This is a genomic window from Carnobacterium sp. GW821-FHT04C06, assembly GCF_059420345.1.
In genome coordinates this window covers 71,398-85,875 of sequence record NZ_JBWKTN010000003.1, presented here as the reverse complement: position 1 = coordinate 85,875, position 14,478 = coordinate 71,398, and the positions used below count along the sequence as shown (strand labels likewise).

Here is a 14,478-nt window from a genome sequence, read left to right as displayed (position 1 = left end):
CCCATTATGAAAAAAACACCCAATTATTTAGAAGACCGTATTTGTTTAAATGTCTTAGCCAACTCTGTTGAAAACGCCATGGACTGTTATAAAGCAGCGGATGGGCATATCGTGCTCGGAGTTTTATCAAAAAATTATGACAGTGATGAGGCAGCAATTGCCGATATGGAACGCTACCAAGCTGCAACTAACAATGCCTTATCAGTTGGTTTAGGGGCAGGAGATCCGAATCAAAGTCAAATGGTGAGTCGCATCTCAGGAACCTTACAACCGCAACATGTAAATCAAGTATTCACAGGTGTTGGAACAAGTCGCGCTTTATTAAATCAATCAGAAACAATTGTCAACGGACTGATTTCACCTACTGGAAAAGTAGGTTTAGTGAATATTGCAACAGGGCCACTAAGTAGTCAAATGCCTGCTGGAGAAGTGACAATTGAAACGGCAATTGCATTGTTAAAAGATATGGGAGGCAGCTCCATCAAATTTTTCCCAATGAAAGGCTTGCAACATATTGAAGAATACAAAGCTGTAGCCAAAGCTTGCGCTGAACATGACTTTTATTTAGAGCCAACAGGTGGGATTGATCTTGAAAACTTTGAAGAAATTGTTCAAATCGCTATTGATGCAGGCGTAAAAAAAGTTATTCCTCATGTCTATAGTTCAATTATTGATGCTACAACAGGTGATACACGCCCCGAAGACGTGAAGACTTTACTAGAAATGATGAAAAAAACACTCGCTTAATCAATTTTAGAAAAAGGAGCTACCTATGAAAATTTTAGCATTTGGCGAAGTGATGATGCGTTTGACGCCACCTCAGTATAAATTGATTCAACAAACAGATAATGTAGATCTAAGCTTTACCGGAACAGGAGTCAATATTTTGAGTAGCTTAGCTCATTTTGGGTACGAGACATCAATGTTAACCATCTTACCAGACAATCAAGTAGGAAGAGCAGCAGCAGGCGCTATTCGAAGCCTAGGTATCAAAGATGAATTCGTTCGTTATCAAGGCGATCATATGGGACTTTATTTTTTAGAGATGGGCTTTGGCAATCGGCCTTCGGAAGTGACGTATTTAAATCGTTTAGCTAGCTCCTTTGGTGAAAGTACCCTTATCGATTATGATTTAGCAACAGCGGTCGCTAACAGTGAGGTGATCCATATTTGCGGTATTGCGTTAATGTTGTCAGAAGGGACTAGACAAGCAGCTTTTAAATTGGCTGAATTGGCACATCAGACGGGTAAAAAAGTTTGTTTTGATTTCAATTACCGGCCAAGTTTAAATAAACACAATAGTCACGAATGGGTAAAACAACAATTTGAGGCAATTCTACCCTATTGTGACATTGTGATTGGGGGTATAAGAGATTTAACAGAGTTGATGGATTTTAAAATTCCAACAGAACTGGAAGGTTCCATTGAACAGTTAGCCTATGTTAGCCAAATGTTTGTCAAGCAGTATCAATTAACGTACTTTGCAGGAACCATTCGTCAAAAAGAAACTACTCTATCCATTCGAGGTTTTGTAACAAGCAACCAAGAATTCGCCCTGAGCCAGCCAATGGAATTACAGATTTATGACCGTATCGGAACTGGGGATGCCTATGCTGCAGGGATTATTACAGGAATGATTGAGAAATGGGACAATCAAAAAATGGTTCAATTTGCAATCAATAATGCTGTTCTAGCCCACACGACCTTCGGGGATAGCCCTTTAATGAGAAGAGAGCAGGTAGAAGCGTTTAGTCAGGGAAACCGAGGGGACGTTATTCGGTAAGAAAGAATTTAAAGTAGAAAGAATCAGATCCGTTTTCCACTATGGAAGGGTTTGATTCTTTTTTTTAAGGAAATAATTGTGTAAAAAAAAGAAGTTATCAACAAAAACAGAAAGCATCTGTGGATAAAATTAGGAGTTACCCACAAAAAAATGTGCATAAGTATGTATAGCTGTTATTAAAACCGTAAAATCGGTTTTTTTAATCGGTTTAATTGCAGAAAAATAGATAAGTTATACACAACCTCTGTGAATAACTTAAATTCATTTATAATAGTTACCCACAGACCTGTGTATAAAAATATTTTTAAGAGGCTGTGTTGCTTTATTAGTTAATATAATTTTGATATTATGGTAAAGTTGTGACACTTAACTATAATTTTTAAAGGATGTGAACGGGTTACATGCTATTTAGTATAAAAAAAGAAGAATGGCTAGGAAATATAAGAAATGATTTATTTGCTGGATTAGTTTCTTCAATAGCATTACTTCCAGAAGTTGTTGGTTTTGCCATTATTGCAGGGGTAAATCCAATGACAGCTTTATTTGCTTCAGCGACGACCATTTTGGTAATTTCTTTTACAGGTGGAAGACCGGCTATGGTTTCTGCAGCTGCCGGATCGATGGCGCTTGTTATGGCTAGCTTAATCAAAAGTCATGGTCTTGAATATATGATTGCAGCAACGATCTTAACGGGTCTTTTGCAACTAATTTTAGGATACCTAGGGATTCAAAAATTAATGAAATTCATTCCAAAAACTGTTATGTTTGGCTTCGTAAATGCTTTAGCTATTTTGATTTTTTTAGCACAAATTCAACAATTGCCGGGGCAAACATTATGGACGTATTTTATGGTAGCACTCACTATTATATTGATGTACGCACTTCCAAAAATCATAAAAGCAGTCCCACCAGCATTAATTGTTATCCTGATCATGACCGTTGTGGCAATGATATTTCCTGAGTATTTGCAAAAAATTGGAGATATGGGAAACATGTCTACAGTTGTACCTATTTTGTCTTTTCCAACTGTTCCATTCACTATTGAAACACTTGTAATCATTTTTCCAACAGCGATTGCTTTGACAATGGTGGGGCTTATAGAATCTCTTTTAACGATTCCATTAGTTGATAAAATGACTGAAACTAAAGGGGATAGTAAAAGAGAGGTAAAATCGCAAGGTCTTGCCAATATAGTGACAGGATTATTTGGTGGTCCAGCAGGTTGCGCAATGATTGGGCAAGCTGTGATAAATGTAAAATCTGGAGGACGAAAAAGGCTTTCTACTTTTATTGCGGGAATAGCATTATTAGTATTAATTTTTGGGTTAAAGGATATGATGGTACAAATTCCTACGGCAGCTCTTATTGGAATTATGATTACCGTTTCATTTGAAACCTTTGAATGGGAGAGCTTGTCGCTTATTCGATCTTTTCAAATAACTGAGAGCATGATTATGTTAGTGACCATTAGTCTAGTTGTCTATACACATAATTTAGCAATTGGTATTTTTGTTGGAGTTTTACTAAGTTCTGTCATTTTCATGGCAAAATTAGCTAACATTTCTATCACTCAAGAGGAGAATGTATTTGTAGTAAGGGGACCTTTATTTTTTGCTTCTACACATGAGTTTCTTCACTATTTTGAATCTCGTGATTACGATAACGAGACACTTATAATAAATTTATCTGACTCACATATATTGGATCATTCTGGAATTGAAGCACTAAAGACCTTGATTATCAATACAAAAAAACAAAACAGAAAAATAGCCATTATTGGTTTAGAAATTCATAATCCTGAATTGCGTAATGAGATAGACTTACTTTTATCAGAATAATAAAAAATGAATTCAAAAAGATATGTACAAATAAAAAATAACTAAAGATAGCGTGAATCCGAAGGTTAGATTCACGCGTAAATTACATATTTAAAAACTCTATAATAATCGTTCAATAAAACGAACACGGCTAGTTTTTCAAATTATTAAATGAAACTAAAAATGCTCATCCCTATTTTGAAAAAGAATAGGAACACTAAACCACTAGTTCGTTACAAGTAAATTCAAAAGATAGCGAAAGGACAATTTAAATTCAGAGTTGCTTTTAAATAAGAATGCGAACTTATAAAAACATGAAGACATGAGTAATTTATGTTTTGTGATAAAATAGGAGATGTAAGGTGGGGATCTTGTTTTACCACAAAAAAAGCGTAAAATAAAACTTAATTTTACTAGAAAATTTAAAGAGCGAATTAAGTAGATATAGGAGGAACTCAATATGAAAAAAATTTTTAAGAAAAAAAGGATAGATGAAGATAAATTAGTAGAAAAAGAGCCTAAAGAAGAGAATCAAGTTTTAGAACAGAGTGACAAAGAATTTGACTCTTTTTTTTCAGAAGTAATAAAAAAAATGCCTTCTAAAACAGGAAAAGTCATTCTTAAAAGTTATGAAAGCTCAAAATTACGGGCTGAAAAAATACTTGAAAATAGTAAGAGTCAATTAGACGGACAGTTTGATGTGTTTCTAAAAGATGTCGATAGCCAAACAAGGAAAAAATGCCATACAATCATTCATGCAGCTTCCTTAACAGCAGCTATTATTGGCTGTTCTCCCATTCCTTTTTCAGACGCTTTTTTACTAGTCCCAGTGCAACTTACCATGATGGCTCGTCTGCATAAGTTATTTGGTCAATCATGGTCGGAAAGTTTAGGGAAAAGCTTATCAAAAGAATTGATAATTGTTGGGTTAGGAAGAAGTACCGTTGGAAATATAGTTAAATTAGTTCCAGGGGTAGGAACTGTGACAGGTGCAGCAATCAACGCTACGGTTGCGAGTACGATAACGGAAGCGCTAGGTTGGGTTACGGTAAAAATGTTAAATGATGGACAAGATATATTTGAAGAAGCTATGAGTTTTAAAGGGCAGTATACAATGTTATTTAAAGCTCTTCGAAAATCAACTAAGTAGAGGTTAAATGAAGTAGTTGTATTTTGAAATAGGAATGTAAAAATCGCTAGTCTTTTTTTTAAGAAAAAAAACTTTTACTATCGGTAGTCAATCGATTTTTAACTTTTTTAAATAAAAGCTAAAAAAGATTTGCTAATCCTCTAATAATTTAAATTTAGACTTTAATCCATTAAATGTTAAACCAAAAAAGGACATCTATTAAGCAACATGCTTTTAGATATCCTTTTTTTTATCGAATTTGACCTTCGCCAAAGATAATGTATTTTGAAGATGTTAGTTCATTTAAACCCATTGGCCCTCGAGCATGAAGTTTTTGCGTGCTAATTCCAATTTCAGCCCCAAAACCAAATTCAAAACCATCGGTAAAACGAGTGGAGGCATTAATGTAAACAGCCGCCGAATCAACCTCACGGTGGAATTGTTGACCATTAAAATAATTACTTGTCACAATCGATTCAGAATGTTTTGTACTGTATTGATTGATATGTTTGATGGCTTCGTCAATAGAATCCACAACTTTGACAGCTAAAATGAAGTCAAGAAATTCAGTTTCCCAATCCTCTTCAGTTGCCTCAACAGCCGTTTTGAAGATAGCCAAAGCTGAAGAATCTGCTCGTAATTCTACTTGATACGGAGCTAAGGATTCTTCAATAACAGGGAGAAAGGCAGTTGCTACATTTCTATGAATCAATAAGGTTTCAGCAGAGTTACAGACAGATGGACGAGAACATTTAGCATTTACGATAATATCCGTCGCCATTTTTAAATCGGCAGATTCATCAATGTAGACATGACAATTTCCAGTTCCTGTTTCAATAACAGGAACCGTAGCATGCTCTAAAACGGTTTGAATTAATGTGGCACCTCCACGAGGAATCAGTACATCTAAATAACGATTTAACTGCATCAATTGGCGTGCAGTTTCTCTTGAAGTATCAGTAATTAATTGAATCGCATCTTTTGGAAAGCCAGCTTGTTCTAAGGCTGTTTGTAAAATAAGTACAATTGCACTATTAGAATGGACAGCTTCTTTTCCACCACGTAAAATGACTGCATTTCCAGATTTGAAACAAAGAGCTGCAGCATCAGCGGTTACATTTGGACGAGATTCATAAATAATGCCAATAACACCCAAAGGAACCTGTTGTTTGCCAATGGTTAAATTAGCGTCATTTTTCCACATTTCACTGACATGGCCAATTGGATCCGGTAATTCCGCGACATCTAAAAGTCCTTGTGCCATTGCTTGAATACGGTTTTTATCAAGTTTTAAGCGGTCCAACATGACTTCAGTAACGCCATTATTTTTTGCAGCATTCAAGTCTTGTTCGTTGGCTTTTATAATCGTAGCATCATGAGCAATTAAAGCAGCACTCATTTGTTTTAAAGCATTATTTTTTAATAGCGTATCTGCTTGGGCCAAAAAAGTGGCAGATTTTTTGGCTGCTTTACCCATCGTTATTAAATCACTCATTTAGTCCACCTCTTTCAAAGCTCTGAAATGCGTTCCAATTTGTTCCCCATTAATAATATCAAAAATAATCGTTGGATCTGCACCATTTGCTAAAATCATTTGTCCATTTTGTTCTAAAACATGGTGGGCGGCTTTCAATTTTGTTGCCATCCCACCTGTTCCAAATTCCGAACCATTTCCACCTGCTAATGTTACCAATTCAGGTGTAATAGCATGGATGTCAGAAAATAATGTGGCAGCAGGATTAGTTGTGGGATTGTCATTGTAAAAACCATCAATATCAGACAGCATAATCAGTAAATCTGCAGTGACCAGTTCGCTCACAATCGCAGAAAGTCGGTCATTATCGCCAAATTTTGTTAAATGATCTAGTTCTTCTACAGCTACAGTGTCGTTCTCATTAACAACAGGAATGATTCCTTGTTTTAATAACTGCTCGAAGGTATTAATCACATTGTTTCGACTTTTAGGATAGTCAATAATATCTCTTGTTAATAGCAATTGGCCAACAATTTGTCCATAATTTCCAAAGAACTGGCTATATAAATTCATTAATTCGCTTTGGCCAACGGCAGCAATAGCTTGTTGTTCAGGAATGGTAGCTGGGCGTTTAGTTATATTCAAACGATGGCATCCTACGCCAATAGCACCAGATGAAACCAAGATGACTTCTTTGCCTTGATTTTTTAAATCGGTCAGCACGAAAGCTAATTTTTCAATACGTTGTAAATTCAGTTTGCCATTTGGGTACATCAAGGTGCTTGTGCCAACTTTGATTACGATTCGTTTCATTTTATTTAATGAAGAACGAGTTGCTGCTTTCATAAGTCATCCTCCAATTTTCTAGTTAAAAGTAGTCTGAGAAGTAAGGCTCACCTTGTGGAATAAGTTGTTCTAAACTACGTAATGTTTTTTTATCTGTACTTAATCGTTCTAATTTTGCTAAATAAGAAGGTCTGCGATACCCCATCAACATGGTTGTCAAGGTCTGGATATCAATGTGAACAGGATTGCCAATGGCTTTATCTGTAACAGCTAAGGTGCCGTCTGGAGAAAATTGAAGTCCAAAAACTCCGGTATTCCACTCTAACATCGGATCTTCTACAACAAAATGGAAGTCTTCAACAGTCACGGTTTCAAAAGGATATTCTTTCAAAAATTCAGCAACGTCAACAATTCGCGCCATAAAATAAGGCTGGATCGTTTCAATAATTTCGCTATCCTCCAGAATAAATGCAATCGGTTCATTTTTATAGATATTGCCGCGTACTTCGTCAACCATTGAAAAATGGGCCGTAACAAAATTCCATAAACCTTTTCTTGCTTCTTGATTTAAATAAATCATTTCTTTCATATGGAAGACATCTTCTGCTATCCAATAAAAAAGATAGCCAGTCGGTTCTTGTTTTTCATTATAATAAACAGCCGCAATATGCTCTTCTTCATTTTCCCAACGCCAGTATTCATCCCAAGCCAATTCATCACGAATCATTGCGCCATGATTGACTCTTGAAAAGGTATCATAGACAGCGATTACGTCAGGATGGTTGATATCTAAGCGTTCGACAAAGCCGTTAACTGGGACAGCTTTTGGTAGCTGCGTGTCTTTGATTGTAAATGTCATTTTATCTGACATAATTTCCCAGCCTTTTCGGCGATAATAAGGAATGGAGTAGGGGAACAAGTAAGAAATCCATTGGCCTTTTTCACGCATGCGTTTTAAGCTTTCTTTCATTAAATGATGCATCAGACCTAAATTTGCATACTCTGGATAAGTTCCAACTCCTGTTAGACCGCCCATTTTTACGATTTTTCCTCGAATGTTTACTTCGCAAGGATAGACAGCTAATTGCGAAATCAATTTTTCGTCATCAAACCAACCTAATACATCGGCTTGACGCAATACCGGTCGTTTAGCCCGTTCTAATTCATCTTCTTCATAGCCCACTTCTTGAAGATCTTGATTGGTCACCTGAAAAACATAGCGTAACAGCTCGTTAAATTGTGATAAATGTTCCATTTCTACAGGTTTCATTTCAAATTGTTTGCCATGATCATCTTGTATCATAAGTATCCCTCGCTCTAATTTTTATTTCAATAAATAGAAATAAATGAATAGTTCTATTTTATCAGTTTCTAACAGGAAAGACTATCTTTTAAGGAAAACTTATCTAAAAAACACTCTTATACATAAGTTCTGCATAAGAGTGTTGAAATCATTTTTTATTTTAGAAACTTTTCCCCATTTTTCTAAACACAGCTTTTTGAATCTCAATTACGACTAATGGCACGATGGATAAACCAACGGCTAGTAACCAGTGAGTGGAACTTAGCGACACAAGTGAGAAGATACTTGCGAAGGCTGGGACCAATGCTACTAATAGAATCAGTGAAATCGAAAGCATTGCAGACCAGAATAAAACGGGATTGGACATAAAGCCAATTTTGAAGATCGATTCTTTACTACGTGCATTGAAAATGTGGATAACAGAAGACCAGCCAAGAATGATAAAGGCCATTGTTTGTCCAACTTGGTGATTTGCTGTAATCGTTTGGTTGATATCCACAAAGGAACCAACATAAAACCCAATCAACGTAATAATCGTAAAGATGATTGATTGTACACCAATTTTTTGAGCTAAGCCACCACTAAAGATACTAGCGCCTTTTTTAGTAGGGGTTTGTTCCATAATATCGGTATCAGCTTTTTCTCTACTTAAAGAGAAACCAGGAATTCCATCAGCTACAACATTGATTAATAATAGTTGAATCGAGATCACTGGAACACCCCAACCCATACTAACCGCAATTAGCATAACGAAAATCTCTGAAATATTACAACTTAATAGGAAGTAAACAGCTTTTCGAATGTTTTCATACACACGACGACCTTCTTCAACTGCATGAACAATCGTTGCGAAGTTATCATCCGTTAAAACCATATCCGCAGCACTTTTCGCTACTTCGGTTCCAGCAATTCCCATCGCAGTTCCAACATCAGCTGCTTTTAAAGCAGGAGCATCATTGACACCGTCTCCAGTCATGGCAACAACTTCGCCGTTTGCTTGCCAGGCTTTAACGATTCGAATTTTGTCTTCTGGTGAAACACGGGCATACACTGCATAATCGCGAACCGAATTTTTTAACTCTTCATCAGATAGTTGCGCTAATTTTGCTCCCGTAATCGATTTATCACCGTCTTCTAAAATACCAATCTCTTTAGCAATAGCTTTAGCAGTGACAATGTGATCTCCGGTAATCATGACTGTCTTAATACCGGCAGCTTTAGCGGCTCGAACGGCTTCTTTACTTTCTTTACGAGGAGGATCAATCATCCCAACGATTCCAGCAAAAGTTAAATTTGTTTCAAGTTCTGCTTGAGTTAAATCAGAAGGAAGCTCTTCGTAATATTTGTATCCCACAGCGATAACTCTAAGAGCTTTTTCAGCAAAAGAATCATGAATTTGTTGCGCTTTTAATTTTAACTCGTTAGAAAAATCAGCAGGGATTCGATCGAATGCTCCTTTTGTAATTGAAATATAGCCATTTTCCCATTCGTGAAGGGTAGTCATTAACTTACGCTCGGAGTCAAAAGGAATTTCGTGTATTCTAGGATGACGTTTCTCAAGTTCATCTTTTTGTTGACCACGATCTTGTAGCAAGCGAATAATCGCAGATTCAGTAGGGTCCCCGCTTAAAATTTCTTCGCCATCTCGTTCCTCAATCGTAGCATTTGTTGCTAAACTAATCATTTCTAATAAATTATTTTCTTCTTCTTGATAATCAGCATCCGCTTTGATAGGTTCATGATTTACTGCCCAAAGCTCTTTAATAGTCATTTTATTTTGTGTTAAGGTCCCTGTTTTATCTGAACAAATAACAGAAGCGCTCCCTAACGTTTCAACAGAAGGAATGTTTCGAATAATCGCATTTCGTTTAACCATATTTTGAACACCGTAGGCAAGAGTAATCGTCACAATAACCGGTAACGTTTCAGGAACGGCAGCAACTGCTAAGGATACAGCAGTCATCAACATCTCGGCAAGGGCTTCGCCATGTAAGTAACCAATTACGAAAATAAAAACTCCGGCAAGTAAAGCAATCACACTTAGCGTTTTTCCTAAATTATGAAGACGATGCTGTAAAGGTGTTTTAGCTTTTTTAGTTGTGCTCAATAACTCAGCAATTTTTCCCATTTCAGTATCCATGCCCGTTGCAACTACCACAGCAGTTCCACGACCATTTGTAATTAAACAACCTGAGAAAACCATATTGAAGTGATCCCCCAAAGCAGCATCGGCTGCAACAAGTGCTTTTTCATCCTTATCAACAGGTAAGCTTTCACCAGTCAAGGCAGATTCTTCCACGCTTAAACCAGAAGACGTCAATAATCTAGCGTCGGCTGGAATCGATTCACCCGCTTCTAAAATTAAAATGTCACCAGGAACAAGCTCCCAAGCTTCAACTTTTTCAATTTGACCGTTTCTTAAAACAGTTGCTTGTGGTGAATTTAAGCTCTTAAGAGAATCTAGGGCTTTTTCTGCATTATTCTCTTGTTTGATACTTAAAATTACATTCAAAACCACAATTGCAATAATAACGATTGGTTCAGCAAAATCTTCTGGATGTAATGTTAAGGTCAAATAAAAGGAGATTGCCGCGGCAATAAGTAAAATAATGGTGGTAATTTCTTTTAGTTGATCGAGTACTTTTATGAAAAGAGAGTCTTTTTTTTCTTCTTTAAATTGATTCGGCCCTGTTTCATTTCGAATCGCTTCTACTTGTTCTAGAGTCAAGCCCTTGTTTTCGTTGACGTTTAATTTTTTTAAGACAGACTGTATTGAATCAGTTCTTAAATCCATAAATCATCCTCCTTTAAGTCTATTTTTTTGGAAAATACAAGCAAGTAGTCGCTTGCTTTATAATCTAACTTTAACAAAAAAAGAATTTAATTACAAGTAATACCTCATTAAAACTTTCCTTATTAAAGAAATAAATCGTTTGATATCTGTCACATTTAAATTAAATTAATCAAATAGAGATTGCTAGAATAGGCATTTTGGTATATATTGTTAAAGACTATCCATTGTGATATAGGTAACGAATGACAAATTAAAAAAAGTGAGAAAAGCGAGGTAAGAAGATGAAACCGTCAATTTACGGATTAACAAATGCAGAATTAGTAGAGTGGTTTTTAGAACACGATCAAAAGAAATTTAGAGCAACACAAGTTTGGGACTGGTTATATGTAAAACGTGTGCGTCAATTTTCTGAAATGACGAATCTTTCAAAAGCAACCATTCAATTATTGGAAGAAAATTTTATTATGCAACCATTGGAACAAAAAATTGTTCAAGAATCAAATGACGGAACAATTAAATACCTGTTTGAATTATCAGATGGTTTGTTGATTGAGACGGTATTAATGCGCCATGAATACGGCTTATCTGTTTGTGTGACAACTCAAGTAGGCTGTAATATCGGTTGTACCTTCTGTGCAAGTGGTCTTTTGAAAAAACAACGTGATTTAACGGCCGGTGAAATTGTTTCGCAAATTATGCAAGTACAACATTATTTAGATGACAAAGAAGAAAACGACCGCGTGAGTCATATTGTTGTAATGGGAATTGGCGAGCCTTTCGATAATTATGATAATGTGATGAGTTTCTTGAAAATCGTTAATGACAATGAAGGGCTAGCAATTGGCGCTCGTCATATTACAGTTTCGACTAGTGGACTAGCACCAAAAATCAAAGAATTTGCTGAAAACGGCTTGCAAGTAAACCTAGCAATCTCATTACATGCGCCAAACAATGAAATCAGAACAAGCATTATGCGTATCAATCGCAACTTCCCAATTGAAAAATTAATGGAAGCCGTCGATTATTATTTAGAAAAAACAAATCGTCGCATTACCTTTGAATACATTATGTTACGAGGCGTAAATGACCAAAAAGAACAAGCTTTGGAACTAGCAGCACTCCTTGCTAATAAACGTCATTTAGCCTATGTAAATTTGATTCCATACAATTCAGTATCCGAACACGATCAGTACAGCCGCAGTAAAAAAGCAGATGTACTAGCCTTTCACGATACGTTGAAGAAAAAAGGAATTAATTCAGTTGTCCGTAAAGAACAAGGAAGCGATATCGATGCTGCTTGTGGACAACTAAGAAGCAAGCAATTAAAGTCTAAAGAATAGTTCAATAGTATAAGAAAGTTCCTTCAATTATTTTTTTGAAGGGATTTTTTTAATGCCACGATTTGAAATTTAGCAACAAATAAAGTACAATAGCGGTGTAAGATCAATTCATGAAAGGTAAAGGTATTTAAGGCGATGAAAATATAATTCACTGTTTCTTAGTTAACTGAATTCTTAAAGTAACTTCAAAGGCAAAATAATGAAGGGTTATTTGGAATTTTCGCAACTAATCTGAGAGTGGATTTTATCAACATACAAGCCAAAATACCCGTCTAGTTCCTTTATTAGAATCGGTCTATTTATTTTGTATGCAAGTAAACCATCACCTCTTCAGATTTGAAGGAGGTTTTTTTATGTTAGTAGAAATAAAAGCAATCAAAAAATCAGTTGGAGGTCGTGTCTTAGTTGAGATTGACAACTGGCAAATTGAGGATGGCGACCGCATTGGAATTGTCGGCGCCAATGGTTCAGGTAAGACAACATTATTAAATTTATTAAGCAATAAAGAAGTTCCTGATAGTGGATTCATTCGTTCGTTTAGTCCAATCGGTTATTTGGAACAACTACCAGATGCTGTCGCAGGCGCTACTGTAAGTGGTGGAGAAGAAACCAAACGCAAGCTACAAAAAGCGTTTGAATTTGGAAGCGGCATTTTGCTAGCAGATGAACCAACAAGCCATCTTGATAAGGACAACCGTCTTTATTTAGAAAAAGCAATCAAGCAATTTAATGGTGCCGTCCTTGTGGTTTCTCATGATCGAACCTTTTTAAACCAAGTCTGTACTAAAATAGTAGAACTTGAAAGAGGAAAAACGTACTTTTACGAAGGAAACTATGACGACTATTTAAACCAGAAAGAGCTTAAACAACATACGGAGCAAGCAGAATATCACCAATACGAAAAAGAAAAAAAACGATTAAAACAAGTGGCCAGAGAGACAGAAACAAGAGCGTCGAAAATTCGAAAAGCTCCTAAACGAATGGGGAATTCGGAGGCAAGACTCCATAAAATGGGGGATCAAAAAGCTAAGAAAAAATTAGGTCAATTAGCAAAAAATGCTGAAAAACGACTGGATCAATTAGATGTCAAGCAAGCGCCAACGGAGCTTGCGAACATTAAAATCAAATTGGCTAAAGGCAAGACCTTACACGCACCTATTTTACTATCGGCAACAAAGCTAACTAAAAAAATTGACGAACGCATCCTTCTAAATCAAATTGATTTTTCGTTAGTCAATCACTCAAAAACAGCTTTAATCGGAGGAAATGGCGTAGGAAAAACAACCTTACTCAAACTGATTATAGAAAATTCACCGGAAATTCAAAAAGTGAAAAACCTTTCAATTGGTTACTTTAGTCAAAAGCTAGAGTTATTGGAGGAAGAAAGTACGATTTTAGAAAATGTAATGAAGGAAAGCGTTCATGACGAGACCTTTGTTCGGATGCTATTAGCAAGACTATTATTTAGAAAGCAAGATGTCTATAAAGAAGTCCATTTACTAAGTGGTGGTGAAAAAAATAAGGTTTCATTGGCGAAGCTTCTTGTAAGTGATGCCAATTTACTACTATTAGATGAACCTACCAACTATTTAGACATTCCTTCATTAAAAGCAGTCGAGGAAGCTTTAATGGCTTATGAAGGAACGCTTCTTTTTGTCTCACATGATGAAACTTTCAACCAGAAGATAGCAACTCATTACTGGGAAATCAAACAGCAAAAACTGACTATGTGGGAAGCTGAAAAGAACAAAGAAACCTCTGATAAAAAAATTCCAGTAAAGCAATCAGCAGATGAAAAACTAGTATTAGAAACCCAATTAACGGCAATTATTGGGAAATTATCAAATCCAAATCCAAAAGAAGACCGACAAAAATTGGAAAATGAGTATCAAATACTATTGAAAAAATTAAAAGAATAGATAGAAGAAACGATTCGTAGCCTGATTTTACGAATCGTTTTTCTATAAAAAAAAGTATTGAATGAATTGGATAAAAATAAATTAAAAAATTTATTAAGAGAACGGTTGCAAAAACTAAAATCACATGGTATAT

Annotated in this window: 10 protein-coding genes and 1 pseudogene; 7 read left to right on the top strand and 4 right to left on the bottom strand. The window is 35.8% G+C overall.

Annotation, left to right across the window (positions count from 1 at the left end):
- Nucleotides 1-6: 6 nt before the first annotated feature.
- The 5 genes and pseudogenes from dagF (at nucleotide 7) to AC07SW_RS05780 (ending at nucleotide 4,750) form a co-directional block, all read left to right on the top strand.
- Entirely contained in the window at nucleotides 7-747 is a 741-nt protein-coding gene (dagF, locus tag AC07SW_RS05800; protein ID WP_109841224.1) for a 2-dehydro-3-deoxy-phosphogluconate aldolase, read from the top strand.
- Between the two features lie 25 nt (nucleotides 748-772).
- Nucleotides 773-1,783, top strand: coding sequence for a sugar kinase (locus AC07SW_RS05795; RefSeq protein ID WP_135022767.1), 1,011 nt, complete (start codon nucleotides 773-775; stop codon nucleotides 1,781-1,783).
- Nucleotides 1,784-2,184: 401 nt separating this feature from the next.
- Nucleotides 2,185-3,324: pseudogene (locus AC07SW_RS05790) on the top strand (SulP family inorganic anion transporter); the annotation flags it as partial.
- Complete coding sequence (locus AC07SW_RS05785) at nucleotides 3,325-3,621, top strand: STAS domain-containing protein (RefSeq protein ID WP_376711434.1); 297 nt, start codon at nucleotides 3,325-3,327, stop codon at nucleotides 3,619-3,621.
- 439 nt (nucleotides 3,622-4,060) lie between these two features.
- Nucleotides 4,061-4,750, top strand: coding sequence for a YcjF family protein (locus tag AC07SW_RS05780; protein ID WP_034571765.1), 690 nt, complete (start codon nucleotides 4,061-4,063; stop codon nucleotides 4,748-4,750).
- Nucleotides 4,751-4,979: 229 nt separating this feature from the next.
- Here AC07SW_RS05780 and AC07SW_RS05775 read toward each other — a convergent pair whose 3' ends face one another.
- The 4 genes from AC07SW_RS05775 to AC07SW_RS05760 form a co-directional block, all read right to left on the bottom strand.
- A complete protein-coding gene (locus AC07SW_RS05775; RefSeq protein ID WP_494632434.1) occupies nucleotides 4,980-6,224 on the bottom strand; it encodes a glutamate-5-semialdehyde dehydrogenase in 1,245 nt (414 codons plus the stop codon).
- The gene (gene proB / locus AC07SW_RS05770) at nucleotides 6,225-7,049 is read right to left on the bottom strand and encodes a glutamate 5-kinase (RefSeq protein ID WP_135017927.1); all 825 of its coding nucleotides are present in this window, start codon (nucleotides 7,047-7,049) and stop codon (nucleotides 6,225-6,227) included.
- A 22-nt stretch (nucleotides 7,050-7,071) separates the two neighbouring features.
- Nucleotides 7,072-8,292 (bottom strand): GNAT family N-acetyltransferase, encoded by a 1,221-nt coding sequence (locus AC07SW_RS05765; RefSeq protein ID WP_034571760.1) that lies wholly within the window; start codon nucleotides 8,290-8,292, stop codon nucleotides 7,072-7,074.
- 160 nt (nucleotides 8,293-8,452) lie between these two features.
- On the bottom strand, nucleotides 8,453-11,086 hold the full coding sequence (locus AC07SW_RS05760; RefSeq protein ID WP_494632432.1) for a cation-translocating P-type ATPase: 2,634 nt from the start codon (nucleotides 11,084-11,086) through the stop codon (nucleotides 8,453-8,455).
- A 281-nt stretch (nucleotides 11,087-11,367) separates the two neighbouring features.
- Here AC07SW_RS05760 and rlmN point away from each other — a divergent pair, with 281 nt between their 5' ends.
- Nucleotides 11,368-12,426, top strand: a complete 1,059-nt coding sequence (gene rlmN / locus AC07SW_RS05755) for a dual-specificity RNA methyltransferase RlmN (protein WP_135017929.1) — start codon at nucleotides 11,368-11,370, stop codon at nucleotides 12,424-12,426.
- 353 nt (nucleotides 12,427-12,779) lie between these two features.
- The gene (gene abc-f, locus AC07SW_RS05750) at nucleotides 12,780-14,345 is read left to right on the top strand and encodes a ribosomal protection-like ABC-F family protein (protein WP_494632431.1); all 1,566 of its coding nucleotides are present in this window, start codon (nucleotides 12,780-12,782) and stop codon (nucleotides 14,343-14,345) included.
- Nucleotides 14,346-14,478: the final 133 nt, after the last annotated feature.

What these genes read in the sequence shown, in the direction of transcription:
- rlmN (WP_135017929.1), top strand. Translation starts at nt 11,368, where the DNA reads ATGAAACCGTCAATTTACGGATTAACAAATGCAGAATTAGTAGAGTGG.
- AC07SW_RS05760 (WP_494632432.1), bottom strand. Translation starts at nt 11,086, where the DNA reads ATGGATTTAAGAACTGATTCAATACAGTCTGTCTTAAAAAAATTAAAC.
- AC07SW_RS05785 (WP_376711434.1), top strand. Translation starts at nt 3,325, where the DNA reads ATGGCAAAATTAGCTAACATTTCTATCACTCAAGAGGAGAATGTATTT.
- AC07SW_RS05795 (WP_135022767.1), top strand. Translation starts at nt 773, where the DNA reads ATGAAAATTTTAGCATTTGGCGAAGTGATGATGCGTTTGACGCCACCT.
- AC07SW_RS05780 (WP_034571765.1), top strand. Translation starts at nt 4,061, where the DNA reads ATGAAAAAAATTTTTAAGAAAAAAAGGATAGATGAAGATAAATTAGTA.
- AC07SW_RS05765 (WP_034571760.1), bottom strand. Translation starts at nt 8,292, where the DNA reads ATGATACAAGATGATCATGGCAAACAATTTGAAATGAAACCTGTAGAA.
- AC07SW_RS05775 (WP_494632434.1), bottom strand. Translation starts at nt 6,224, where the DNA reads ATGAGTGATTTAATAACGATGGGTAAAGCAGCCAAAAAATCTGCCACT.
- abc-f (WP_494632431.1), top strand. Translation starts at nt 12,780, where the DNA reads ATGTTAGTAGAAATAAAAGCAATCAAAAAATCAGTTGGAGGTCGTGTC.
- proB (WP_135017927.1), bottom strand. Translation starts at nt 7,049, where the DNA reads ATGAAAGCAGCAACTCGTTCTTCATTAAATAAAATGAAACGAATCGTA.
- dagF (WP_109841224.1), top strand. Translation starts at nt 7, where the DNA reads ATGAAAAAAACACCCAATTATTTAGAAGACCGTATTTGTTTAAATGTC.